Source organism: Kitasatospora sp. NPDC088351, from assembly GCF_040685575.1.
GTDB lineage: Bacteria > Actinomycetota > Actinomycetes > Streptomycetales > Streptomycetaceae > Kitasatospora.
The window spans coordinates 65922-90184 of sequence record NZ_JBFBIL010000017.1 but is presented as its reverse complement, the minus strand read 5'-3'; the positions used below and the strand labels follow the sequence as shown (position 1 = coordinate 90184).

The 24263-nt window shown below is 73.3% G+C and carries 18 protein-coding genes; 1 reads left to right on the top strand and 17 read right to left on the bottom strand.

Annotated elements, in window-relative coordinates:
• Positions 1–65: 65 nt before the first annotated feature.
• From AB0P06_RS15385 to AB0P06_RS15370, 4 genes are all read right to left on the bottom strand, one after another.
• Positions 66–2300 carry an MMPL family transporter gene (locus AB0P06_RS15385; protein WP_363607756.1) on the bottom strand — a complete coding sequence of 745 codons (2235 nt, stop codon included), beginning with the start codon at positions 2298–2300 and terminating at the stop codon, positions 66–68.
• Between the two features lie 365 nt (positions 2301–2665).
• Positions 2666–3343 (bottom strand): hypothetical protein, encoded by a 678-nt coding sequence (locus AB0P06_RS15380; protein WP_363607755.1) that lies wholly within the window; start codon positions 3341–3343, stop codon positions 2666–2668.
• Positions 3340–3663, bottom strand: a complete 324-nt coding sequence (locus AB0P06_RS15375) for a helix-turn-helix transcriptional regulator (RefSeq protein WP_363607754.1) — start codon at positions 3661–3663, stop codon at positions 3340–3342. Before AB0P06_RS15375 ends, AB0P06_RS15380 begins: the two co-directional genes overlap by 4 nt.
• Before the next feature lie 60 nt (positions 3664–3723).
• Positions 3724–5019 (bottom strand): cation:proton antiporter, encoded by a 1296-nt coding sequence (locus AB0P06_RS15370; protein ID WP_363607753.1) that lies wholly within the window; start codon positions 5017–5019, stop codon positions 3724–3726.
• Positions 5020–5788: 769 nt separating this feature from the next.
• Between AB0P06_RS15370 and AB0P06_RS15365 the strand changes: the two genes are divergently transcribed.
• A complete protein-coding gene (locus AB0P06_RS15365; RefSeq protein ID WP_363607752.1) occupies positions 5789–6622 on the top strand; it encodes a helix-turn-helix domain-containing protein in 834 nt (277 codons plus the stop codon).
• A 78-nt stretch (positions 6623–6700) separates the two neighbouring features.
• Here AB0P06_RS15365 and AB0P06_RS15360 read toward each other — a convergent pair whose 3' ends face one another.
• The 13 genes from AB0P06_RS15360 to AB0P06_RS15300 form a co-directional block, all read right to left on the bottom strand.
• The gene (locus AB0P06_RS15360) at positions 6701–7348 is read right to left on the bottom strand and encodes a maleylpyruvate isomerase family mycothiol-dependent enzyme (RefSeq protein ID WP_363607751.1); all 648 of its coding nucleotides are present in this window, start codon (positions 7346–7348) and stop codon (positions 6701–6703) included.
• 80 nt (positions 7349–7428) lie between these two features.
• Complete coding sequence (locus AB0P06_RS15355; RefSeq protein ID WP_363607750.1) at positions 7429–8412, bottom strand: cytochrome d ubiquinol oxidase subunit II; 984 nt, start codon at positions 8410–8412, stop codon at positions 7429–7431.
• Positions 8413–8457: 45 nt separating this feature from the next.
• Positions 8458–9783: a cytochrome ubiquinol oxidase subunit I gene (locus AB0P06_RS15350; protein ID WP_363607749.1), complete on the bottom strand. Its 1326-nt coding sequence runs from the start codon at positions 9781–9783 to the stop codon at positions 8458–8460.
• Positions 9784–9844: 61 nt separating this feature from the next.
• Positions 9845–10726, bottom strand: coding sequence for a LysR family transcriptional regulator (locus AB0P06_RS15345; protein ID WP_363607748.1), 882 nt, complete (start codon positions 10724–10726; stop codon positions 9845–9847).
• A 130-nt stretch (positions 10727–10856) separates the two neighbouring features.
• On the bottom strand, positions 10857–12593 hold the full coding sequence (locus AB0P06_RS15340) for a fatty acyl-AMP ligase (RefSeq protein ID WP_363607747.1): 1737 nt from the start codon (positions 12591–12593) through the stop codon (positions 10857–10859).
• 63 nt (positions 12594–12656) lie between these two features.
• Complete coding sequence (gene ccrA, locus AB0P06_RS15335) at positions 12657–13901, bottom strand: crotonyl-CoA carboxylase/reductase (RefSeq protein WP_363607746.1); 1245 nt, start codon at positions 13899–13901, stop codon at positions 12657–12659.
• Between the two features lie 72 nt (positions 13902–13973).
• Positions 13974–16322 carry a type I polyketide synthase gene (locus tag AB0P06_RS15330; RefSeq protein ID WP_363607745.1) on the bottom strand — a complete coding sequence of 783 codons (2349 nt, stop codon included), beginning with the start codon at positions 16320–16322 and terminating at the stop codon, positions 13974–13976.
• A gap of 50 nt (positions 16323–16372) precedes the next feature.
• A complete protein-coding gene (locus AB0P06_RS15325; RefSeq protein WP_363607744.1) occupies positions 16373–17428 on the bottom strand; it encodes an aldo/keto reductase in 1056 nt (351 codons plus the stop codon).
• Between the two features lie 9 nt (positions 17429–17437).
• Positions 17438–18232: an alpha/beta fold hydrolase gene (locus AB0P06_RS15320; RefSeq protein WP_363607743.1), complete on the bottom strand. Its 795-nt coding sequence runs from the start codon at positions 18230–18232 to the stop codon at positions 17438–17440.
• Positions 18229–21018 (bottom strand): beta-ketoacyl synthase N-terminal-like domain-containing protein, encoded by a 2790-nt coding sequence (locus AB0P06_RS15315; RefSeq protein WP_363607742.1) that lies wholly within the window; start codon positions 21016–21018, stop codon positions 18229–18231. The genes AB0P06_RS15320 and AB0P06_RS15315 overlap by 4 nt, the downstream gene beginning before the upstream one ends.
• Positions 21011–21346 carry an acyl carrier protein gene (locus AB0P06_RS15310; protein ID WP_363607741.1) on the bottom strand — a complete coding sequence of 112 codons (336 nt, stop codon included), beginning with the start codon at positions 21344–21346 and terminating at the stop codon, positions 21011–21013. Before AB0P06_RS15310 ends, AB0P06_RS15315 begins: the two co-directional genes overlap by 8 nt.
• A gap of 279 nt (positions 21347–21625) precedes the next feature.
• Positions 21626–23038: an aldehyde dehydrogenase family protein gene (locus tag AB0P06_RS15305; RefSeq protein WP_363607740.1), complete on the bottom strand. Its 1413-nt coding sequence runs from the start codon at positions 23036–23038 to the stop codon at positions 21626–21628.
• On the bottom strand, positions 23038–24150 hold the full coding sequence (locus tag AB0P06_RS15300) for a phenazine antibiotic biosynthesis protein (protein WP_363607739.1): 1113 nt from the start codon (positions 24148–24150) through the stop codon (positions 23038–23040). Before AB0P06_RS15300 ends, AB0P06_RS15305 begins: the two co-directional genes overlap by 1 nt.
• Positions 24151–24263 lie beyond the last annotated feature (113 nt).

Genomic DNA, 24263 nt, shown 5'->3' with positions numbered 1-24263 from the left:
CACTCAGGTGAAGCGGTGAGAAAGCGCGTGCAGGCCACCGCGCCGTGGCGCGGTGGCCTGCACCGTCAGGCGCGGTTCTGCGGGCCGGCCTGCGTGGCGGGAGCGGCGGACGAGCCGTCCGTCCGTCCCGCTTCCCCTGCCGCGTCGTCAACGGCGGGGCGGTTCCTCGGGGCGGGTACCCGTTCGGGGGTAGTGACGAGCAGCCGGCCCAAGGAGCGTGGGAACCACCAGTTGGACCGCCCGAGGAGGGTGACCAGAGCCGGGGTGAGCAGACCCCGGACCACGGTGGCGTCGATGATGATGCCCGCCGCCAGAGCGGTGGCGAACACCTTCACATCGGTGATCGGAATGCTGGCCAGTGCGGTGAAGGCCAGGAAGAGGATGAACGCCGCGGAGGTGACCAGCCGGCCCGTGCGGCTGATGCCCGTCACGACGGACGGCACCACGGTGTCGCGCACGCCCTTGGCACTCAGCTCCAGGTGGGTCTCGCGGATGCGGTGGAGGATGAACACCTCGTAGTCCATGGACAGCCCGAAGAGGAAGGCGAAGACCGCCATCGGGACCCAGATGGTCACCGCCCCGATCGCCGGGGTGTCGAACAGCAGCTCGCTGCCGTAGCCCTTCTGCCAGATCAGGACGACCACGCCGTACGCCGCGCAGGTGGACAGCGCGTTGAGGATCAGCGCCTTGATCGGCAGGACCACCGAGCGCAGCGTCCGGGCGAGCACCACGAAGGTGAGCAGGGCGACGAAGACCAGGATCAGCCCGAGGGAGCCGTAGACCCCGTCGATGAAGTCCACGTCCGTGGCGGGGCCACCGCCGACCAGGGTGCCCGGGGTGTCCTCCGCGAGGTCCATGACCTTGGTGACCGTGTCCCGGCCGGTGCTGCTGGACGGGTCGGCCTTGGTCCACACGTCGATGACGCGCTGTCCGCCGCGCGCCCAGTCCGCCGGGGCGGCCGAGCCCGCGACGCCTTCGAGCGCGGCGAGCCTGCCCTGCACGGCGTCCGAGCCGCCCGCGTCGACGACGACCTCCAGCGGGCGGGCGATGCCCTCGCCGAAGCCGGCGTCGACGATCCGCTGGTAGGCCGCGGCGGGCTTGCCGCCCTGGGCGAGCGTCACGGTGGCCGGCTGGCCCAGGCGCAGGGCGAGCACGGGGGCGGCGAGGGCCAGCAGCACCGCGCCGCTGAGCACCGCGCACAGCGCGGGACGGCGGGTGGTGAAGCCCGCGATCCGGCCCCACAGCCGGCTGTCCGGACGGTGCACCCGGCGCGGCCGGTCGAGCTTGTCGCCCCAGGCGTATAGCAGGACGGGCAGCAGGGTGATCGCGACGCCGACGCTGACCAGCGGGATCAGCAGGCCCGCGTAGCCGACGCTGCGCAGGAACGGGACCGGCAGGACCACCAGCGCGGCGAGCGAGATCGCCACCGTGGCGCCGCTGAGCACCACCGCGTGGCCCGCGCTGGAGACGGCCCGGACGACCGCCTCCCGGCGCTCCTCGGGCGAGGAACCGTCGGATCCGGGCTTCTGCCGCTCCTCCCGCCAGCGGGTGACGATCAGGAGCGCGTAGTCGATCGCGATGCCCAGGCCGATCAGCGCCACCAGGTACTGGACGATGAAGGAGACGTCGGTGATCCCGGTGATACCGCGCACCAGCAGGAACGTCGTCGGGATGGCGACCATGGCCATCAGCAGCGGCACCACGGCGAGGCCGCTGGCGAAGACCAGGGCCAGCACGACCAGGGCGCCGAGGGCCCCGATCAAGGTCTCGTAGATCGGGCTGCGCTGGCCTCCGCTGTCGCGGCCGGAGAGGACCGGCTGGCCGGTCAGTTCGACCGGGGCGCCGCCGATCCTCGCGCTCTCGACCGCCGTCTTGATCGCCGGGAGCGACTGCTCGTAGGGGGCGTTGGAGCGGTTGGCCGGCGGGTAGACCAGCGCGACCGTGGTGCGCTTGTCCTGGGAGACCAGGGACTCGCCGCCGGGACCGGCGAACGAGACGCTGCGGCCGCCCTTCGGGGTGACCTTGGCGATCAGGTCGCCCCACTGCTCGCGGACACCGCCGCTGTCGACCGTCGAGCCGTCGGGCACGGTCACGACGAGCAGCAGCGGGGCGTTCTTGCCGCCGGTCTGCGAGAAGCGCTGGGCCAGGGCGTCGTTCGCCTCCTGGGAGTGCTTGTCCGGGAGCCGGGACTCGAACGAAAGCTTGTCGATCGTGCTGCCCGACATGGCACCACCGGCCAGGGTGAGCACCACCCAGACCAGGACGACTGACAGCCGATGGGCGAGCACCCACCGCGTCATGCGCTCCAAGGTAACCCCTCCTGTAGGGACGCTACTGTGTAGCTACGCTACGCATGTAGGAGGAGACCATAGCCCGGCCACAACCGGTGACGCAATATCAAATGAACCGATCCGGTCGCGAGTTGGCACACGACGGAACGGCCCCGGAACGCACCGGTCCCCTGGTGGGCGACCGGCCGCGAGTGGCACAACGACCGGCCCGAGGGCCGGGTGAGGGGACCGGGGCCGCCAACGCGAAACGCCCGGCCGGGAGACCCCGGCCGGGCGCCTGCGTGAACTCATCGCGGCCCGGACGACCGACCACGTGGTGCAACGTCCCCCCGGAAACCGCCGTGTCGGCGGCCGGGGCCGGACAGGAGACGGCGCTACACGGGATCCGCCCCGCGCAGGACGGAGAGGAAGCGCTTCAGGGCCGTCCCGAAGTACCCGGCGGCCAGCAGCGTCAGCGTCGCCGGCAGGACGACCTTGGGCCAGTCCAGCGACTCCGGATGACTCACACCCCGGTTGACCAGCAACAGGGTCAGCGCGCCCAGCACGCAGAGCAGCCCGATCAGGGCCGCGAGCGTACCGGTGGCGACCACCTGGTCCCGCGGAGCGGCCGCCGCCTCGAAACCGATGCCCTTGCGGATGCCGGAGAGCCCGCCCGCCAGTGACAGCACGCAGCCGAAACCCACCACCGCCAGCCCCACCAGCAGCAGCGGCGGATGCTGCGGCCAGGGGCCGGCCGGCCCGCCGAGCAGCGCCGAACCCCAGGCCACCGCCAGCAGCGGCAGGGCACAGACCGCCTGCAGCGACAGCCGGTTGGCACTGATGCGCAGCGTGGCGTCGTTGTAGGCACGGGCGACCTCGGACGGCGCGCCCCACTCCAGGACGGCGCGCTGCGCCGCCTCCTCCAGGTCGTCGCAGACGTCCAGATTGCCCTCCGCCGCGCACTGGAGGCCGTCGAGTATCTCGTCGACGATGGCCGAACGGCGCGAGTCCGGCCCGACCAGGTGCTCCGCCACATGGTCGGTGAAGCTCTGCAGCACGGCCGCGTGCGTCACGGCTGCCCGCCCAGGACGACCGAGATCACGGAGGAGACCTCCCGCCACGCCGTCCGTTTGTCGGCCAGTGCCCGGCGGCCCGCCGTCGTGAGGAAGTAGTTCCGCCGGCGACGGCCGTTGTGGGTGATCCACTCGCTGTCGACCAGCCCGGCGGCCTCCAGCCGGTGCAGCGCCGGATAGACCGTCCCGGTCGGGAGGTTGATGGCGTCGCCGCTACGCCGCCGGAGCTCCTCGATCACCGCGTAGCCGTGCTGCGCCCCGGGCTCCAGCACCGACAGCAGCATGCCTTCCAGATTGCCTCTCAGGGTCTCCGCCTTCACGCTTCCCCACCCTACACATCGGGGCCCGGCCGGAACACGGCTGATTCGAGCCGCAATCGTTCAGCCGGACGCACGGCCCTGCCGTCCGGCCGTGGCCATGTCCTCCTCGACCGCGCCACCCCCGGCGCCGGGGCCCGGCACCACGGCCGGCGCCCGGCGGGCGCTCCTGGCCTCGATCAGGTTCAGGACCGGCCCGGTCATGGCGGTGGTCACCAGCGCCATGACGACCATCAGCGAGTACAGCGGGCCGTCCAGCAGGCCGAGTTGCAGTCCGACGCCGAGGATCACGAGTTCGGTGAGGCCCCGGGTGTTCATCAGCGCCGCCAGGGTCCCCGAGTCCTCCGCGGTGAGTCCCTGCGAGCAGGCACCCAGGTACGTCCCGCCGAACTTGCCGCCGATGGCGACGAGGAGGATGACGGCCAGCTCGGTCAGCCCTTCGAGGCCCACCCCGCGCAGATCGACCTTCAGGCCCGCGACCACGAAGTAGACGGGGAGCAGCAGCGAGGTGATCTCGCCCGTGCGCTCGCAGAGTTCCTCGCGCGTCGCCTCCGTCCCCTCGCGGGGCATCAGCGCACCGAACAGGAAGGCGCCGAAGATGTAGTGCATCCCCATCGCCTCGGTCGCCGTTCCGGACAGGAAGATGCCGACCATCACGACGGCCATGCCCGTCGGGGTGAGCCCCTTCCCGGGGGCGCCGTGGGTGAGCACCCGCCGCAGCAGGGGCCGCAGGGTCAGCAGGAGCACCGTGAACGGGACGAGCAGGGAGACCTGCCAGTAGCCGCCGGCGCCGCCGACGACGGCCTGCACCCCGGCCAGCGCGGACCAGGCGGCGACGTCGACGACCGCGGCGGTGGCCAGTGCGAGGCCGCCGATCGCGAGGCGGGACATGCCCCGGCCGACCAGGATGCGGGCGAGCACCGGGAACGCGGTCACCGACACGGACAGACCGATGAACACCACGAACGCGGCCCGCTGCTCGGTCGGGTGGTTGCGCAGCAGGAAGAAGGCGAGCGGGATGCCGAGGGCGAACGGCACCAGGGTCGAGCCCGTCGCGGCGCCGACGGTGATCCTCACCCGGCCGCGCAGGAAACGGTGTTCGAGTTCCAGCCCGACGACGAACATGAACAGGGCGACGCCGATGTTCGCCAGCGCCCCCAGCAGGGGCCGCACGTCGGCGGGGAAGAGCCGGTCGGCGACCAGGCTGCCGAACAGCGTCGGTCCGAGCAGGATGCCGGCCAGGATCTCGCCGACCACGGGCGGCTGGCCGAGACGGCCGGCCAGCGCGCCCAGACCGCGGGCGAGCAGCAGGATGAGACCTAAGTCCAGGAACAGCAGCTCAACTTGATGGGTCGTCATGATCGGTACGGTCCTCGATTCGGCCGGGCGTCGACGGAAAAGGCGTTGACCGAGCGCCACCCGTGCCGCGGGGCGCGGGGGTGTTCGTTCGACGTGCCGGTGCGGCCACGTCGTGAAAGGGGCGCGCGACGAATCGCGGCCCCGCAGCGCGCGTCCCGGTTCGGGGAAGGTGCCATCGACGGCACGCGGCGGCTGCGCGGCGTTTCCCGACGGGGGGTCACACGCTCCGTCGGCGCTCCCAGCCTGCGGTTCGCTCCGCGGCGGTGTCATCGCCCAGATTGCCCATCCGGCGCCCGGCGCCGACCCCCCCGGCAAACTTTCCATAAATCACGTGACCTGCGTATCCGCCGCCGACGTTTTGTCGGTTGCCTCGAAGCGGATCCGTATGCAAGGCTCAAAGCCGCCGTAACAGACTGCAACGGGGGGTTGCTGAGTGTCTGCAGGTGAACACAGACCCGGGCGGGGCCGGCTCCGGCACGGACCGTCGCACGAAGAGTCTTCCGCACAGTCAGCATCGCCGCCCACGGCCGGAGTCCTCCTCCGGGCCGACTGCCCGCACGAGCCGCCGACACCTCCGGGTGTGTCAGGTGCGCGGCCCGTCCGCGCGACGCCCCGCTCCCCCGGCAGCACCCTCCGCTGAACATCACTCTGTTCTCGTACGGGCGCGCTTTCCTGCTGCCGTTCCAGTCTCTGCGGGACACCGGAACGGCGCCACAGCGGCCGCACGCCCGTTTCTCATCGTCGTCGACCGGATCAGGGAGTGCGGAGAATGGAGCACCATGCGCGCCGCGCCGTCACGATCATTCGCCAGAATTACCACGAGCCACTCGTCCTGGACGATCTGGCCCGATCGGTAATGGTGAGCAAATTCTATTTGATCAGGGTTTTCCAGCGAGCCACCGGAGTAACTCCAGGGCGCTTTCTGAGCGCCGTTCGGCTGCACGAGGCGAAATCCCTCCTGGTGCACAGTTCCCTGAATGTGGCAGAGATTTCCGCACGGGTGGGCTACAGCAGTCCCAGCACGTTCTCCCGCCGTTTCACGACCTCGGTGGGCGTCTCCCCCACCCAGTACCGGCGGATCGGCCGGCACGACACGGACGAGGACCCCGGCATCGCCCCCAGCCCCGTCGAGCGCGGCCCGCTGGGATCCGTGGCGGGCACCGCCCATGTGCTCGGGACGTCGCGCTCGCCGCTGTACATCGGCCTGTTCGACAGCCCGATCCTCCAGGGGCAGCCCGCGGCCTGGACGAAGCTCGACGGAACTGGGCCCTTCCGGGTGAAGAACGTGCCGCCCGGCACCTGGCACCTGCACGCGGTGACGCTCGGGGCGCGGACCTCGGCCGAGCAGTGGGGCGACTCCCCGCTGCTGGTGGGTACGGTCGGTCCGGTGGACATCTGCGCCGGCGCCCGCACCCGCATCGACGTCGTGCTCCAGCAGGAGGACTGGACCCGTCCGCCGGTCCTGCTCGCTCTCCCCGGCATCGGCTCGCGGCCCGGCCGGCCGGTGCGGTCCCGCGGCCGGTTACCGCACCCCGCCGCGGCGTTCTACGGCCCGCAGCCGATCCGCCGGAGCGGGCGGCCGGCCTGCCGCGGCGCGGAGTGAACGGACCGGGGAAGCGCGAGGGCCGCCCGGCGGACAGCCGGGCGGCCCTCGGGCGCGCCGTGCGGAGCTGGGCGGACCTCAGCCCAGGGTGAAGCGGTCCGCCGCGGCACCCCGGAGCCGGCCCTTCGGCACCTTGCGGCCGAAGGTGAGGAGCAGCAGGTCCTGGGCGGCGCCGGTGACCTGCGATCCGCTGCCGAAGCTCCAGTCGAGGTCGTCCGCGCTCAGCCGGACGCCGTCGAGCTGAGCGCCGAAGAACTTGAACGCCTTGGGGTCGACGGCGTCCAGCAGGATGCGGAGCCGGTCCTCGGGGAGCTTCCGGTCGAGACCGATGGGCACCGTGATGTCGAGTCCGTGCACGACGTCGTGGCCGAGCGCGGCGGCGAAACCGCCGACCGGGGGCTTCCACGGGTGGGTGGCGTTGTCCCGCAGGAAGGCCGCGAGCCGGTCGGTGGAGAACTCGGCCGCGTCCTTGCGCGCGCAGCGGTCGGTCATGCGGTTCAGGCTGCCGCCGGCCAGGACGAGCTCCTTGGCCATCCGGGGAACGGAGTAGCGGAATCCGAACGACATGTGGGCGACGACTTCCCGGACCCGCCAGCCGGTGCACAGCGACGGCTCGTCCCATGTCTCCGCGGGCAGCTCGTCGAATACGGCGGCGAGTTCCCTGCGCTCGGCCGCGATCGCCGCGCGGATCTCGGATTCCGGATGCCCGTGTGACACGTTGCTCATGGCCCCATTTTACCGACCGGCCGGGGAGGAGCCAATAACATTCCGTTATCGCACCCAGGGCCTGCGGTTATGACCGCAGGTCACCTCGGTTGCATTCCGGTCCCGGTGAAAACCCGCCAGAACCAGAACTGGCCGAGGGTCACCGGGACGAGGGCCGGGAGCACGATCGCGGCCAGCAGCGTCAGGGAGCCGGAGTCGGCGATCGCCCGGGACAGCTCCAGTCCGCCCTGGCCCGAGTGGGTGGCCAGCACCGTGGTGCCGTTGACCGCGCCGACCAGGACGGGCAGGGCCACCAGCGGCGCGGCGCCCAGCAGCAGCGCCGCTCCGGTGCGCCCGGTCGCCTGGACCCGGTCGGAGGCGTACACGGCCGCGGCGGTGAGCACCCCGACGACGCCCACCGCCACGGGGGCGTCGGTGACCACCGCGGCGGCCACCACGACGAGCAGGGGCAGCAGCAGGAGAACCGGGGTCAGCACCCGGGTCAGCCGGCCGAACCCGACCCGCACCGGGTTCCCCTCCGGCAGGCTGCGGGCGGCGCAGAGCAGGCCCTGGCGCAGGCAGCCGGCCACCGCCAGGGCGGCGCAGAGCAGCGTGAAGGGGTGGACCAGATCGGCCGCGGCCGCCACCGAGTGCCCGTCCGGCCCGACCGAGAGTCCCCGGACCAGCATGCCCAGCACCGCGCCCCAGCCGGCCGCGAGGACCAGGCTGGCGGCCGACAGCACGATGTCCCAGGTGCGTCGCCAGCGGGCGCCCTCGTACGCCGGGCGGAACCACAGCGCGCCGTCGCGCAGGAACCAGGCGCAGAGCACGGCGAGGAAGGGCAGCCGCAGCGCGCGCAGCAGTTCGCCCTCCGCCACGGGCAGGGCTCCGAAGAGGAGCCCGCCGAAGGCGACCAGCCACACCTCGTTCGCGAGGAAACGGGGGACGATCGCGCGCCGCATCCGGACGCGGCCGGCTTCCGTGTCGGCGAACGGCATCAGCATCCCGATGCCGAAGTCGATGCTCTCCAGAGCCAGGTAACCGGCGAGGAGGAGCCCGACCAGGGCGTACCAAAAGACATCCACCGTTGATTCCCCATCAGCTGGACATGTGTGCGTTCATGGCATGGGTCAGTAGGAGGGGCGGACGTCCGCCGGGGGTGCGCCCCGGCCGTCCTCCCGCGGCGCCCCGCGCTCTTCGGCGTCCGGGAAGAGGTCCGTGTCGCCGAGCAGTCCCACGTCCGGTCCGAGCCTGGCGAAGCGGACCATCAGCGCCCAGTCGACGACGGCGAGGGTGGTGAGCACGAGCGTGAAGACGACCAGGGAGGCGAGCATCCCGCTGACGGGGACGTCCGCGACCGCGTCCCGGACCGTCAGTTCGCCGGTGACCATCCAGGGCTGCCGGCCGACCTCCCGGCTGAGCCAGCCGCAGATCAGGGCCAGGAAGCCGAGCGGCAGCAGGAAGGCGGGGAGCCGCAGCCCGAACCGCCGGGCCGGTGGCGTCCCGCCCGCCCGGCCACGGCCGGCCGTGGCCGGGATCCAGACCAGGAAGGCCAGCAGGACACCGATGAGGAGCATGAGCACGGCCGCTCCGCCCACCCAGGCGGGCGGCATCCAGTCGCCGGCGCCGTACCGGGCCTGTGCCCCGGCGCGGACCGCGTCGAGTTCGGCGCCGCTCTGCCCCATCACGACGGCGTACTTCTCCGGCTGGTAGTCCTTGAGCGCCCCCAGGTGCACGAACCCCGCCACCACGGTGACGAGCGCGCCGCCGCCCGCGAGGTACGAGCCCTGGAGCAGCGTCGGGCGGAAGAACTCGGTGTCCCGGTCGCGGCGCAGGTGGTAGGCGCTGACGGTGGCCATGAACAGCCCGGCGATCAGGGCCACGGCACCGGCGATGTGCACCACCGCGTACCAGGTCGCCCCGTTGGTGAGCAGGGCGCCCCAGTCGGTGACCCGGGCGACGCCGTCGCGCATCTCGTAGCCGACGGGGTTCTGCATGAAGCCGTTGACCACCATCACCCAGAACGTGGAGGCGTACGCGGTGAGGGCGACGCCCCAGATCAGCGCGAGGTGGGCCCGCGGCGGCACCCGGGCGAAGCCGAAGGCCCAGAGCCCGAGGAAGGTCGATTCGAGGAAGAACGCGACGACCGTCTCGATCGCCAGCGGGGCGCCGACGACGTTTCCCACGACGTGCGACAGGCCGGACCAGTTCATGCCGAACTGGAACTCCTGGGCCAGCCCGCTGACGATGCCGAGCGCGTAGTTGACGACGTAGAGGCCGCCCCAGAAACGCACCCGCCGCATCCGGGTGGCGCGCAGGACGGGGTCGGTGGTGCGCACCGCCCGGGTCTGCGTCAGGGCGACCACGGTGACCAGTCCGAGGGTCATCGCGACGAACAGGAAGTGCAGGGTCGCCGTGACGGCGAACTGGAGTCGCGCGAGGTCGATTGCGTTCACGGGGCGTCTTCCGGTCGGGTGGGAGGATCGGGAACGGTCGGCGAAGGGCCGGCGGCGCGGGCTAGCCGAGCTGGGTGCGCGCCTGTTTCGCGAGGGCCTTGGCCGCCGGGCTCATCCGGCCGCCGGCCCGCCAGGCCAGGGCGAGACCGCCCCGCAGGTGCATGCTGGAGATCCGCACCGGGTGCAGCAGCTCCGGCTGGGAGAGCACGAACCGCTCCGGCAGGATCGCCATGCCGATGCCCCGGGAGGCGAGCTGGGCGAGCACCCGGGGATCGCTGGCCTCGAAGGCCACCCGGGGTTTGACGCCCGCCGCCGCCCAGGTCGCGTCGGAGGCCGCGCGCACGGCGCTGCCGACGGGCAGGCACATCAGCGTGTGGGATTCCACCTCGTCCACGGTGATGCTGCCGCGCCCGGCGAGCGGGTGGGCGTGACCGACCGCCCCGACCAGCAGTTCGTCGGCGATGACCAGGGTTTCCAGCCCGGCCGGCGGATCGACGCCGACACCGATGATCGCGACGTCGATCCGGCCCGCCCGCACGGCCTCGACCAGGTGTTCCGTGCTCCCCTCACTCAGGGAGATCTCCACGGCGGGGTACTTCTCGCTGAAGTCCGCGACCAGATCGGGAAGCCGCAGGGACAGCGAGGACGCGACGGAGCCCAGCGCCACCTGTCCGCGCACGACGCCGGTGACGTTCTCCACCGCGTCCCGCACGCTGTCGACGGCGGCCAGTGCCGCACGCGCGTGCGGCAGCACCGCCGCGCCCACACCCGTCAGTTGGACCGTCCGACCGCTCCGGTCTATCAGGTCCTTGCCCAACTCCCCTTCCAGCCGTCTGATCTGCGCACTCACACAGGGCTGGGTCACGAAAACGCGCGCGGCCGCTTTCGTAAAGCTGGCTTCTTCGGCCACCGCCACGAGGTACTCCAGCTGACGCAATTCCATGGATTGATCGTACCGGTCAACCACCCTCGAAGAGTCGGCAATTGGGACACCCGGCGAACGGCGGAACAGCGAACCTCCACAGCGGCGTGAAGAAATGTCAGACCCCCGTGAGCAAAGGGTCAAATCCGGGTCAAGACTTCGCCGCCGGGGCTTCGAGCCGGTTGAGGGTCCCGGTCAGGTACTGCTCCCGGCAGGGCCGGCGGCGCACCTTTCCGCTGGTGGTCTTCGGCAGCGTCCCGCGGCGGATCAGCACCACGTCGGCGACGTCGATCCGGTGGTTGCGGCGCAACGCCTCCCGCACGGCGGTGGTCACCTCCTCCGCGCTCGCGTACCGGCCCACCCGGCTGTCGCCCTCGACCACGACGACCACGGACTCCTCCCGGCCGTCGTCCACCGGGAACGCGGCGGCGGAGGCCGGCCGCAGCAGCGGGTGGCTGCCCTCGACGGTGTGCTCCAGGTCCTGCGGGTAGTGGTTGCGGCCCTTGACGATGATCAGGTCCTTCAGGCGGCCGGTGACGAAGAGGTCCCCGCCGTGCACGAACCCCATGTCGCCGGTGCGCAGGAACGGCCCGTCCGCCCCGGCTCCGGATATCCGCGCCCGGAAGGTCCGCTCGCTCTCCTCCTCGCGCCCGAAGTAGCCGGCCGCCACGCACGGACCGGTCACCCAGATCTCGCCGACCTCGTCGGGTGCCGCCTCGCGGAGGGTGTGCGGGTCGACGATCCGCACCCGGGTGTCGCCGACCGTACGGCCGACGCTCATGATCGTGCTGGTCCCGGTGACGGCCTCCGGCTCGCCGGCGACCGGGACCACCTTGCCCCGGCCCAGCGCCCGCGCGTCCAGCACCAGCGGCGCCGGCTCGATGCCCGGCCCGCTGCCGCTGACCTTCAGGGTGTGCTCCGCGAGGCCGTAGCTCGGTGCGAGGGCGGCGCTCTCCAGGCCGCTGGCGGCGTACTTGCCGGCGAAGTCCCGCAGCGTGTGCTCACGGACCGGCTCGGCGCCGTTGGCGGCCATCCGCCAGCGCGAGAGGTCGATCGAACCGCGCACGCTGTCGCTGCGCACGCACAGGTCGTAGGCGAAGTTCGGGGCCGAGGAGTGCGTGCCGCCGAACCGGGACAGCGCCTCCAGCCAGCGGCCGGGGCGGCGGATGAAGGCCTCCGGCCCCATCAGGTACGAGGGCCGGCCCGCCCACAGCGGCAGCACGATGCCCAGCAGCAGGCCCATGTCGTGGAAGAACGGCAGCCAGGAGACGACGGAGCCGTCGTCCTCCAGCGGCCACAGCTGGTCCGTCTCCCCGGCGTTGAACCAGAAGTTGGCGTGCGTGACCATCACGCCCTTGGGCGTTCCGGTGGAGCCGGAGGTGTACTGCAGCAGGGCCACGTCCGACAGCGCCGGCACGGGCAGTGCGGTCCCGGCGGCCGGCACCGGCAGCTCGTCGGTGGCGACGATCTCCAGGCCCTCCAGTTCGGGCAGCCCGGCGAAGTCGGTGAGCACCTGGTCGCGGACCTCACGGGTGGTCAGCACCAGCGTCGTGCGGGCGTCGTCGGCGATGGTCCGCAGGCGCTGCACCGCGTGGTGGCGGGTCGGCACCTGGACCGGGGCCCCCATCAGGCCGGCCGCGGTGCAGGCCAGCCAGGCCCTGATGAACTCCAGCCCGTTGGGGTACATCAGCACGGCACTGCGGCGCTCGCCGGCCAGCCCGGCGAGGGCGCCGGCCCTGGCCAGCACCTCGCGGTGCAGTTGCCCGTAGGTGACCTCCTCGCCGACCTCCTCGCCGTTGCGCAGGTACACGTAGGCGACGGTGTCGGGCATCTCGTCCGCCCGCCCGGCCAGCAGTGCGGGCAGCGGCAGCGGAGTGCGCTCTGTCATGGAATCAGTGCTCATTGCCGTCCGTTCATCAAGGGTGGCAGGCGGACATCCTCGAAGGGCCGCTCAGGCGAGGTCGGTGAGCCCCGCGCGCGGCGCGTTGATCAGCGCCGCCATGTTGCCGGGGGGCTGGCGGTTCTCGTGCATCAGCTGGTGGGCCTCGCCGATCTCCGGCAGGCTGAACAGCCCGGAGAGGCAGGGGTCGAGCTGCCCGGAGGCGACGAGGTGGATCACCGCCCGGCACTGGGCCGGGTTGAAGCCGTGCGAGCCCTGCAGGCGCTTCTGGCGCATCCACAGGAACCGCAGGTCGACGTCGGCGGCGTAGCCGGAGGTGCCACCGCAGATGGTGACCATGCCGCCGGTGTCGCACAGGTACATGGAGGTGGGGATGGTGTCCTGGCCGCTGTGCTCCAGGACGACCTTCGGCGCCCGGCGGTCGCCGAGGGCCTCCCAGTAGGCCCGGCCGAAGCGGCGCAGCTCCCCCATCCAGGCGCCGAACGCGGCCGGGTCGTTCAGGTCGGGCATCCGGCCCCAGTGGGAGAACTGGCGGCGGTCGACCGTGCCGACCGCGCCGAGGCCGCGGCAGTACTCGGCGCGCTCCTCGCTGGAGACCACCGCGACGGGCAGCCCGCCCGCGTTGCGGACCAGCTGGATGGCCATCGACCCGAGCCCGCCGGCACCGCCCCAGATCAGCACCGGGTCGCCCGGCCTGACCGTGTTGGGCGCCCAGCCGAACAGCTGGCGGTAGGCGGTCGAGCCGGTGAGGATGAACGCGGCCGCGGCCTCCCAGGTGAGGTTCGCGGGCTTCGGGTGGCACTGGTAGTCGTCGACGAGCGCGAACTGGGCGAAGGTGCCGAAGTTGGACTCGTACCCCCAGGCCTGCAGGGTGGACGAGAAGGTCGGGTCCCCGCCGAGGCGGATGTCCTCCGAGGTCTCGTCCCACTGGCCGCCGGAGAGCACGACCTGGTCCCCCACGGAGACCCCGGCCACGCCGTCGCCGACGGCGAAGACCACGCCCGAGCCCTCGGAGCCGCCGATGTGGAAGTCCTCGGGCTCGCCGCGCTTCTGCCGGGCGCCGATGACGTCCAGCGGGTAGCCGAGGCCGGCCCAGACGTTGTTGTAGTTGATGCCCGCCGCCATCACCCAGACGAGGACCTGGCCGCGCCCCGGCTTCGGGGTGTCGACGACCTCGGTGGCGAAGGACTTCAGCGGCTCGCCGAAGCGGCTCCGGCGGATCACGGACGCGTACATCTTCTCCGGAACGGAGCCGAGCGGCGGCATCTCACCCAGCTCGTAGAGGCTCTTCCCCATGGACACTGCTCTCCTGTGGTCGTGGAACGGATGACGGTCGAACGGAACGCCGGGGTGCCGGGAGGTGCGCGGTCAGACCGCGGGCACGGGGAACGCGGAGCGTTCGTACGGGTAGCCCGGCAGCGAGGTCCGGCGGGGGGTGCGCCGCGGGTGCAGTCCCGGCCAGTCGATCTCGACGCCGGCGGCCCACAGCGCGCCCAGCGTCGACAGCAGGATCTCGGGGTCGGGCGTCTCGTCGGTCGGGTGCGGCAGGCCCTGCAGGATCGGGTGGTTCCAGCGGAGTTCGGCATGGCGCCGGGCCAGCGACGTGAGCGTGGTGCCCGGTCCGACCTCGACGAGGGCGCAGCCCGGCAGGGCGTTCAGCGTCTCCAGGACGTCGTGGTAGCGGACGGCGTGGCGCATGTGCCGGCACCAGTAGCCGGGCGTGCGGATCTCGTCCGGGTCGGCCCAGGTCCCGGTGGTGTCGGAGACCACCCGGATCGCCGGGCGGTGGAAGGTGATGCCGGCGAGGAACTCCTCGTACTCGTCGAGCACCGCGTCGACCAGCGAGGAGTGGCCGGCTCCCGGCACCTTCAGCAGGCGCGTCTCCAGGCCCTTGGCCGCGTGCTCCTCGACGAACCGCTCGACCGGCTCGCGCGGCCCCGAGACGGTCACCTGGTCGGGGCCGCTGATCACGGCGATCCCGACGCCCTCGGGGAGCAGCGGCAGCAGTTCGGCCTCCGGCAGCCGGACGGCCGCCATCGCGCCGGGCGCCAGGGTCAGCAGCAGTTCGGTGCGCTTGAGGACCATCCGGACGGCGTCGGGGAAGGAGAACACCCCGGCGGTGCACGCGGCGGCGTAGCCGCCGAGGCTGTGGCCGACGACCGCCGCGGGGCGCACGCCCCACCGGACGAAGGCCCTGGCGAGGGCGTACTCCAGGACGAAGACCGCGAGTTGGGCGATCCGGCCGTCCGCGACGGCCTGCCGTGCGGCTTCCTCGGCGGCCTCCCCCACCGGGTCGTAGACGACGCCGAGGTCGATGCCGGAGGCGTCCAGGACGTGCGCCACGCACGCGTCCAGATCGGCCCGGAAGTACGGGTCGAGGCGGTAGAGCCCGCGGGCCATGCCGGCGTGCTGGCCGCCGTGCCCGGGGAAGGTGAAGACCACCGGCGGCGGGTCGTCCGCGGCCGACCCGCGGGGCCGGTCCTTGTCCTTGACCTTGACCCCGGCGAGCGCGGCGGCGGCCCCGGCGGGGTCGCGGGCCACCACGAAGCCCCGGTGGGCGTACCTGGTCCGGCCGGTCTGCAGGGTCCACGCCGCGTCCTGGAGCGCCGCGCCGTCCGCGGCCCGTTCCAGGTGGCGGCCGAGCCGCGCCGCGACGGCGGCCAGCGCGGTCGCGGACTTCGCCGAGTACGGGAGCAGCTGCCAGCCGTCCGCGTCGGGGGCGGCCGGTCCGGTCCGCGGCGCCGCGGGCGGCTGCTCGACGATCACGTGGGCGTGCGTTCCGAAGGGGCCGGAACCGCCGGCCGACGCGCGGCGCGGCCCGGTGTCGTCCGCCCGCCGGCCGGGCCCGTCGTGCACCGCGAGGACGGCCCGTACGAAGGCGGCCGCGGCGGGCGCGGTGTCGGTGACGCCTCTCCCCGGGGCGGTGTCCTGTTCGGCGACGGTGTCCGCGGCGACGCCGCTCACCGCGAGGGCGTCCCGGACGATCCGGGCGCGGCCCTCCGCCGCGGACTCGCCCGGCCCCGTGGTGCCGACGGCGGTGCCGCGGACCACCGCGTAGATCCGGTCGCCGTCGTCCAGCGCGGCCCGGAGCGGCTTCAGCACGGCCACCGCGCAGCCGCCGCCCGGCTCGGCGCCCTCGGGGCCGAGCACGCCGACCGACCCGGCCAGGGCGAGGTCGCACTCGCCGCCGAGCAGCGCCTGGACGGCGGTGTGCACGGCGACCGGGGCGGTCGCCCCGGCCGCCTGCACGGAGACGGCGGGGCCGGTCAGCCCCAGCTTGTAGGCGACCCGCGAGGCGAGGAAGTCGGCCCCGGTGGCGGCCCGGATCTGCCGGTCGTCGATCGGGGGCGCCCCGGCGGGCCGGCCGCGCAGCCGCGCCGCGTGGGTGGTGGTGGCGCCGCCCGCGTAGATGCCGACGACCGCCTCGTCCCTGGCCGGGTCGTGCGCGGCGTCCTCCAGGGCGTGCTGGGCGCACTCCAGCAGGAGGCGCTGCTGCGGGTCGAGGATCGCCGACTCGCGCGGTGAGATGCCGAAGAATCGGTGGTCGAACGCGTAGGGGTCGGCCAGCGGTCCGGCGGTCGGGTCCGCCGGGCCGGCGGACCGGCACCCGCGGAAGGCGTCGAGGCCGTCGGCCTGCCCGATGCGCGCCGCCAGGCCGACGACGGCGATGTGGGCGTCGGGGTCGACGTCGTGGTCGCCCGGTGCGAGGTCTGTCATGGGGTCCGCCGTTCCCTTTCCGGTTGAGAGTGCGTGCTCGTGCGGCCCGGTCAGGCCACGGGAACGGTCGGGCGGACGAAGCGGTCGCCCTCGCGGCCCAGCGCGGCGTCCTGGTGGTTGGCGATCAGCTCGTAGGGCTGGCCGGGCCGGAACCCGCCGGCCTGCTCCAGACGCTCGAACTGGGCGTCTTCGAGGGTGAGTTCGAGCGCGGCGAGGTAGTCCTCCAGCTGCTCGGCGGTGCGCGGGCCGATGACGGGCACCATCGCGGTGGCCGACCGGGCCGACCGGGCGCGCAGCCAGGCCATGGCGACCTGCCCGGCGGGGGCGCCGGTCTCCTCCGCGACGGCGAGCACGGCGTCCAGGACGGCGGTGCGCTGCTCGGAGTCCTCGACCCGGATGGCCTGGCCGTCCCAGTCGGTCAGCCGGCCGCTCCGGCTCTGCCGGTACTTGCCGGTGAGCAGGCCGCCGCCGAGCGGTGCCCACAGGGTGGCGCCCAGGCCCAGGGCCTCGGCCATCGGGAGCAGTTCACGCTCGGCGCCGCGCTCGGCGAGGCTGTACTCCAGCTGGATGCCCACCAGGCGGGGCAGTCCGCGCAGTTCGGCGAGGGTGACGGCGCGGGAGATCCGCCAGGCCGGGAAGTTGGAGAAGCCCGCGTAGAGGATCTTGCCGGACCGGACGAGGCCGTCGAGGGCGCCCAGGATCTCCTCGACCGGGGTGACCGAGTCGGGCAGGTGGGCCCAGTACACGTCGATGTAGTCGGTGCCGAGGCGCCGGAGACTGGCCTCGACCGAACTGCGGATGTTCTTGGCGCTGTTGCCGGTGTTGGAGATCCGGGGCCGGCCGGCGCCCAGGGTGAACTTGGTGCTGACCACGAAGTGGTCGCGGTCGGCGCCGAGGAACTCGCCGAGCAGCTTCTCGGACTCGCCGATCTGGTAGTTGTCGGCCGAGTCGAGGAAGGTGCCGCCGGCCTCCGCGAAGCGGTCGAAGATCTTGCGGGCCTCCTCGCGGCTGGCGCCGCCGCCCCACAGGGTGCCGAAGTTCGCCGTGCCGAGCGCGTACTCGGAGACCCGCAGGCCGGTGGCGCGGCCGAAGGTGGTGTAGTGCATGGCTGTCCCCTAATTCTCCGTGGTCAGCGCGTCGTTGACGATGCGCAGCAGTTCGGCCTGCGACTGCGGGTCGCGGAAGTAGAAGTGACCGCCGGGCAGGACGTGCGCGGCGAAGGCGTTCCGGGTGTGCGGGGCCCAGGCGAGCTGGCCGGGGTCCTCCTGGTCGCCGACGAAGGCCGTGATCGGGATGTCCAGCGGCTCCTCGGCGACGTACTCGTGGGAGTCGGCGAGTTCGGCGTCCGCGCGCAGGTAGCGCAGCGCGAGCCGCTTGAGGTCGGATTCCTCGTGGACGACCATCGGCAGCGCGCCCCAGCGTTCCTCGATCGCGGCGAGCAGTTCGTCGTCCGGCAGGTCCCGGATGTTCCGGCGTTCCGGGAGGGGCGGCGGCTGCATGGAGGACAGCAGCAGGGCGCGGGGCAGGCGCCGTCCGGCCCGGCGCAGGGCCCGGGTGGTCTCGAAGGCGATCAGCGCGCCCAGGCTGTGCCCGAAGAAGGCGAAGTCCCGTCGGCCGAAGTCGGCCTGCTCGACGAGGTCGCGGACCAGGTCGCCGATCCGCGTGTACGGGGCCTCGTCCTGCCGGGGGGCGCGGCCGGGCAGCTTGACCGCCCAGACCCGGATGCCGGGCAGGGCGCCGCCCCAGCGGACGAACTCCCCCGCCGAGCCGCCCGCGTGGGCGAAGCAGTACAGGTCGAGCGTGGTCTCCGTCCTGGGCCTGCGGCCGGAGAGCCAGCGGGCCTGCAGGTCGGCCGGGGTGGTGGCCTCGGGTGCGGGGCCGCCGCCGGTCGCGGTTCCGGTGCCGGTCATGCCGACTCCTCCTCGGTGTCCTGGTGCGGGGCGGCCAGTTGCTGCTCGATCAGTGCGGCCAGGTCGGCCGCCGTCGCGGACGCGAACAGGGCGCTCATCCTGATCTCGACCGGGTAGATCTCCTTGAGCCGGGCGAGGAGTTTGACGGCGATGAGGGAGTCGCCGCCGAGTTCGAAGAAGCTCTCGTCCGGTTCCAGGTCGGGCAGTCCGAGGGCGTCGCCGAACAGCCGCAGCACCACGCCGAGGGGGGTGTCGTCGGCGGACTCCGGCCGGCTGCCGTCGGCGGGGGCGGTGCTCGTGACGGCGGGCTCCTCGTCCGCCGTCCGGGTCTCCGCGACGCCGGTGCCGGTGCCGGTGCCGGTGACGCTGGCGGTGGCGACGGCGCCGTTCCCGCCGGCCGTCCGGGACTCCTCGTCCGGGTGGCGCACCAGGTACGGAAGCCGCTCGAAGGGGTAGCCGGGCAGCGGGACCTTGGCCCGCCGCTCGCCCTCGTGCACGCCCGCCCAGGAGACCCGGGCGCCGGACAGCCACAGCCGGCCCAGCGCGTCGTAGAGGACCGCCAGCGCGTCACCGCCGTCGTCGGGGCCGGCCAGCCCGGCGAGCAGGAGGTGCCCGGGGGTGCACCGGGGCTTGCGGCGGGCGGTCTCGACCAGGCTCGAACCCGCGCCCACCTGGAGGAGAACGCGCTCGGGGTCGGCGAGGAGCGTGTCCAGCGCGGCGTCCGGGTCGGCGGCGGTGCGCAGTTCCGCCGCCCAGCGGCCGGCCGTGACCGGTGTCCCGGGGTCGTTCCAGCTGCCGTCGCCGAGGACGACGGGGATCCGCTGCGGCCGCGGGTCCAGCGCGTCGAGCAGCGCGCGCAGGTCCTCCTCGGTCCCGCCGGAGCGGGCCGGTTCGGCGATCAGCCGCACCGCGCCGGCCACCGGGAGGACACCCGCGACGACGGCCGCGACCAGCGAACCGGTGCCGGTGCCGAGGACCGCGCCCGGCCGGATGCCCCAGCGCTGCCAGAGCGCGGCCAGGGCGTACTCGAGGGCGAACACGTAGGTGTCGCGCACCACCGGGTCGCGCGGCAGGGCCAGGCCGCGGGCGGTCTCCCGCACCGCGCGGACGAGCTGCTCGTCGACGCCGTCCAGGACGCTGTCGAACGCCTCCCGGAAGGCCGGTTCGGTGAGGTGCAGCCGCCAGGCCTCCGCCGGTCCGATCCGCCCGGGGAAGAGGAACACCACGGGCCGTTGCCGCGGCGCTCCGGTCGAGTGGACCGTCGTCCGCTCCCGGCCGTCGCCGAGGACGGTGAACGCCCGGTGCCCGTGCTCGCGCCGGCCGGTCTGGAGGGTCCAGGCGGCGTCGGCGGGCGCGGGCGCCGCGGGGCCGGCCAGGTGCGCGTCGAACCGGGCCAGCCGGACGCCCAGCGCCGGGGCGGTGCGGGCGGAGTGCACCAGCAGGTGGGCTCGCCGCTCGGACGCGCGGACCGGCCGCTCGGGCGCCTCCTCCAGCACCAGGTGGGCGTTGACGCCGCCGACCGCGAAGGAGCTGACCCCGGCGCGCCGGGGGAGGTCGCCCGGCGCCCAGGTGCCGAGTTCGGTGGCGACCCGGAACGGGCCGCTCTCGAAGTCGATCTGCGGGTTGGGTTCGGTGAAGTGCAGGCTCGGCGGGATCTGCCGGTGGCCGAGCGCCAGGACCGTCTTGATGAGGCCCGCGGCGCCGGCCGCCGCGTCGGCGTGCCCGATGTTGGTCTTCACCGAGCCGATGGCGCAGAAGCCCCGCTCGTCGGTGTCGGCCCGGAACGCCCGGGTGAGGGCGGTCACCTCGATCGGATCGCCGATCGGGGTGGCGGTGCCGTGGGCCTCGACGTAGGTGACGGTGCGGGCGTCGGTGCCCGCGGTGAGCAGTGCCTCCCGGACGGCGGCGGCCTGGCCCGCGACGGTGGGCGCGGTGAAACCGATCCGCCCGGCGCCGTCGTTGGTCACGGCCGAGCCGCGGACGACCGCGCGGATGTGGTCGCCGTCGGCCAGCGCGTCGGCCAGGCGCTTGAGGACGACCACGCCGACGGCGTTGCCGGCGACGGTGCCCTCGCCCTTCGCGTCGAAGGCGCGGCAGACGCCGTCGGGCGCCAGGGTACCGTCCGGTCCGGTCCAGGTGATCTTCTTCGGGGGCACGTGCACGGCGACGCCGCCCGCCAGGGCCAGGTCGCAGTCGCCGGCGAGCAGGCCGCGTCCGGCCGTGTGGACGGCCACCAGGGCGGTGGCGCAGGCCGATTGCACGGCGACGGCCGGGCCCCGCAGGCCGAGGCGCTCGGCGGTGCGGGCGACCAGGAAGTCCGGGGCGGTGCCGAGGACGATGTCGTCCTCGGTGACTCCGCCGAGCCGGTCGCTCTGGGCGGCGAGCGCCTCCGCGTAGCGGGTCTCGGTGCAGCCGCCGTAGACGCCGACGGTGCCGGGGAAGCGGTCGGGGTCCGCGCCGGCGTCCTCCAGGGCCGCGACCGCGCACTCCAGGAAGACCCGGTGCTGCGGGTCGAGGAGGAACGCCTCCCTGGCGGAGTAGCCGAAGTAGTCGGCGTCGAACCACTCGGCGCCGTCCAGCCGGCCGCGGGACGGCACGTAGGTGAGGTCGCCGCCGTCGGGCGCGCCGCCCGGAACGACCTGGGGGGCGTCGCGGGTGACGGTGTCCCGGCCGGCCACGAGATTGGCCCAGAATTCGTCGGTGTCGGCGGCGCCGGGAAAGCGGCCGGCCATTCCGATCACGGCGATGAATCCGCTGGTGTCTTCCGGGGTTCCGATGTCACTCACCGAATTCTCCGTCGGGGTCGGGTGCCTGTCCGCCCAGCTGGGCCCGCCGGTTTCCCAGGCGGTTCAGCCGGCCGGCCGGGCGGCGGCGGCCCTCGGCGGGTGCGGCGGCCCCGCCCTCCTTCAGGCGGCGGGCGAGGGACCGCACGGTCGGGTGCGTGAAGAACTCGACGAGTTCGATGTCCTGGCCGGTGCGCCGGACGACCTGCTCACGAACCATCTGGAGCAGCAGGGAGTGTCCACCGAGATCGAAGAAGCTCTCGTCGTGGCCCACCTCGGGGACCTGCAGGACCTCGCACCAGATCTCGGCGACGACGGCCGTGAAATCCATTTCCGGTGGATTCGCTCGGGATGCGTGCACTCCACTCCTCCCCCTTCGGGTCGCCGGTTCGGCGGCTCCGCAAAATCATCTGCCGTCCCCCCGGAAGGTGTCCAATAACTACCTTCCCGGCCGGGCAGAACTGTCGTTTATGGCAATGGGCATGAAACAGCAGCACAACCCGGTCCGGTTTCCGGAAGGCAATTCCGGGGCCGGGTTGTGCTGCCGGTGTTCGTGGGGCGGTGCCGCCCGCCGGTACTGCCTGCCGTTACCGGCCGCCGGCGGCCCCGCTCAGACCCGGACCACGGTCTTGCTCCGCATCAGGAACTCGCCCAGGTAGCCGTCGTGCGGCAGACCGGGCCGGTGCCAGTGCGTGGCGTGGCTCCCGACGTGCACGTTGCTGATCGTCGGTTCGTCGATCAGGGCCTGCACCAGCTCCTCGTCCCCGGTGACGACGGTGAGGACCAGCGTGTCGCGCAGCGGCTCGATGTCGTCCGCACGGCTCCACGGACCGACCCACACGCAGGGAAAGGGCACCTCGGCGCCGAGCTGGGAGGCGGAGGCGGAGTCGACCTGGTGCACGGCCGGGCGCAGCACGGCGCTGCCGTCCCCGAGGTCGTCGACGAACCCGGTGCCGCCGAGCCAGGCCCGGGTGCCCCGCGCCCGGTCCAGCACGAACTTCTCCAGCGTCCGCGCCGACTTGAGGTTCTGCACGGGCAGGACGGCCTTCTCGTCGTGCGGCGGGAGGCTGGGCAGGGCGGCCAGCCGCTCGGCGATCGCGCCCGCGAGCGGGGCCGGGTCGCCCTCGACCAGGACGGCGGTGACGTTGACGCAGCCGCTGCCGGCGTGCCGGGTCGCCGAGTCGACGATCATGTCGAGGTGGTCGCGCCAGTCCGTGTCCGCGGTCAGCAGGATCTTCGAGCGGCCCGGCTGCAGGGAGAGCACCCCGGGCTCGTCGGCGTACTGCCGGATGACCTCGTCCCCGCCGTAGGCGAGGTCGGCGCCCCGCACGACGGCGTCGGCCTCCTCGTGGCCGCAGGGCAGCAGGACGACGCTGTCGGCGCCGAACCCGGCCTCGCGCAGGGCGAGGACCAGGCGGTGCGCGGTGAACGGCTCGCGGGCGGCGGGGCGGACCGCGACCCGGTAGCCGAGCGCCAGCGCCTCCGGCCAGAACCCGTGCGTGCCGGGGTGGTTGCCGGGGACGTGCACGGCGAGGACCTCGCCGCGCCGGGTCCACACCGCCTGCGAGGTGCGGACCAGCGGGTCGCGCCAGTCGGGCACCGCCCCGGTGGGTCTGGCCGACTGGACGCTGCGGTAGGAGCTCGCGACCCGGTCGGCGCAGGTCGCGGTCGCGGTCCGGACGACGTTGACCGGCAGGCCGGAGACCCGGCTGACGGCGGCCTCGTACTCCCGCACCGTCAGCCCGCCCAGGGTCGCCGTGCGGAACAGTTCGGCGGCGCGGGCCAGCGCACTCGCCCGCTCGGCGGCGGGCAGCGGGGTCGCGGCGTGCAGGGCCTTCATCGTCCGGTTGACGTAGAGCGCGGGCACCAGGCTCAGTTCGGCCATGACCGCGCCGGTCACATCGGTGATCTCCTGGCGGTTGTGGGCGCGGTACGGGCCGGCCGGGCCCAGCGCGTCCAGCACGGGGATCGCGGGCCCGTCCGGTCCGTCCCGGTCCGCCGGCTGCTGCGGCCCGGCGGTCATCAGTAGACCCCCTCGATGACGACCTCGTCGTCGAAGCGGGCGACCGGGGCGATGCCGGCCGCCGAGTCGCCGATCCGGCCCTCGGGCGCCGCCACCCTGATCGCGGTGTCGCGTTCGAGGTTGTTGGGCAGCAGCAGGGCCTTGCTGACGTGGTGCATCACGACCTGGCCGCGCTCCCCGTACGCCACCGGCCGCCGGGTGGCGGGGTCCACCACCTCGAAGGTGATGTACGGCGAGAAGGTGTCGAAGACGCACGGTTCGCCCAGCGGCGTGCCGTGGCGCTGACCGGCGATGCCGAGGATCATCGTGCTGCCGTAGTGCCCGTAGAGGGTGGCTTCGGGGAAGATCTCGGTCCGGTACAGGGCCTCCGTGTCGGGGTCCATCTGGGTGCCGCCCCAGCGGATGGCCTTCACCTTCCGGTTGATCAGCTCGACGAGTTCCTCGCGCTGGGCGATGCGCTCCAGCAGGGGCGGGGTCACCGTCATCACCCCGATGTCCTGGGTGCGCAGGACGTGCGCGGCCTGGTCGATGACGTGTCCCGCGTAGGCGTCCGCCTGGCCGCCCCGGCCCTCCGCGATCAGGCGCTTGACCCACCGGGGGTCGAGGTCGACCTGGAAGGCGTACCGGCCGTGGGTGCGGGCCGAGCGCCGGAAGATCTCCCCGACGACGTGCGGACCGGACGGGGTGATCCCCAGCCAGTCGACGCCGCGCGGGAAGCCGTGCACGTCGAGGTTGGCGTTGCTCCAGGCGACCAGCTTCTCCAGCCAGTCGGCCGGGCAGACCACCCGCTTGGGCGCGCCGGTGGTGCCCCCGCTCTCGAAGACGCCGACGACGTCGGGGTTCCCGCCGTAGCCGCGCGGCACCAGGTCGGCCGCGGGCACGTCCCTCAGCTCGTTCGCGACGTTGGGGAAGAGCGCCAGGTCGGCGTGGGACTTGACGTCCGACCGGGGGTCGAAGTCGAGGGTCCCGGCCCGCTTCAGCCAGAACGGCGAGCCGGTCTCCGGGCCGAAGTGCCACTCCATCGCCGCCCGCACGAGTGCGTCGGGGTCCGGATCCGCGTCGTACGGCAGGTCCAGGATCGACAGATCGGTTGGTGCCACTCGTCCTCCCATGTCAACAGGCGGCATCACAGAGCCGGCCGGCCTCCCGCATCGGGCCCCGCCGACTTGACGAACGTCCCCCATTCGATCACCGGCCGGCCGCCGCCGCCTGAGTAGTCACTACT

Coding starts and splice junctions, on each gene's coding strand:
- AB0P06_RS15325 (WP_363607744.1), bottom strand. CDS start 17,428: ATGCACTACACCACCTTCGGCCGCGCCACCGGCCTGCGGGTCTCCGAG.
- AB0P06_RS15385 (WP_363607756.1), bottom strand. CDS start 2,300: ATGACGCGGTGGGTGCTCGCCCATCGGCTGTCAGTCGTCCTGGTCTGG.
- AB0P06_RS15320 (WP_363607743.1), bottom strand. CDS start 18,232: ATGACCGGCACCGGAACCGCGACCGGCGGCGGCCCCGCACCCGAGGCC.
- AB0P06_RS15305 (WP_363607740.1), bottom strand. CDS start 23,038: ATGACCGCCGGGCCGCAGCAGCCGGCGGACCGGGACGGACCGGACGGG.
- AB0P06_RS15310 (WP_363607741.1), bottom strand. CDS start 21,346: ATGGATTTCACGGCCGTCGTCGCCGAGATCTGGTGCGAGGTCCTGCAG.
- AB0P06_RS15360 (WP_363607751.1), bottom strand. CDS start 7,348: ATGAGCAACGTGTCACACGGGCATCCGGAATCCGAGATCCGCGCGGCG.
- AB0P06_RS15330 (WP_363607745.1), bottom strand. CDS start 16,322: ATGACAGACCTCGCACCGGGCGACCACGACGTCGACCCCGACGCCCAC.
- AB0P06_RS15340 (WP_363607747.1), bottom strand. CDS start 12,593: ATGACAGAGCGCACTCCGCTGCCGCTGCCCGCACTGCTGGCCGGGCGG.
- AB0P06_RS15365 (WP_363607752.1), top strand. CDS start 5,789: ATGGAGCACCATGCGCGCCGCGCCGTCACGATCATTCGCCAGAATTAC.
- ccrA (WP_363607746.1), bottom strand. CDS start 13,901: ATGGGGAAGAGCCTCTACGAGCTGGGTGAGATGCCGCCGCTCGGCTCC.
- AB0P06_RS15345 (WP_363607748.1), bottom strand. CDS start 10,726: ATGGAATTGCGTCAGCTGGAGTACCTCGTGGCGGTGGCCGAAGAAGCC.
- AB0P06_RS15370 (WP_363607753.1), bottom strand. CDS start 5,019: ATGACGACCCATCAAGTTGAGCTGCTGTTCCTGGACTTAGGTCTCATC.
- AB0P06_RS15300 (WP_363607739.1), bottom strand. CDS start 24,150: ATGGGAGGACGAGTGGCACCAACCGATCTGTCGATCCTGGACCTGCCG.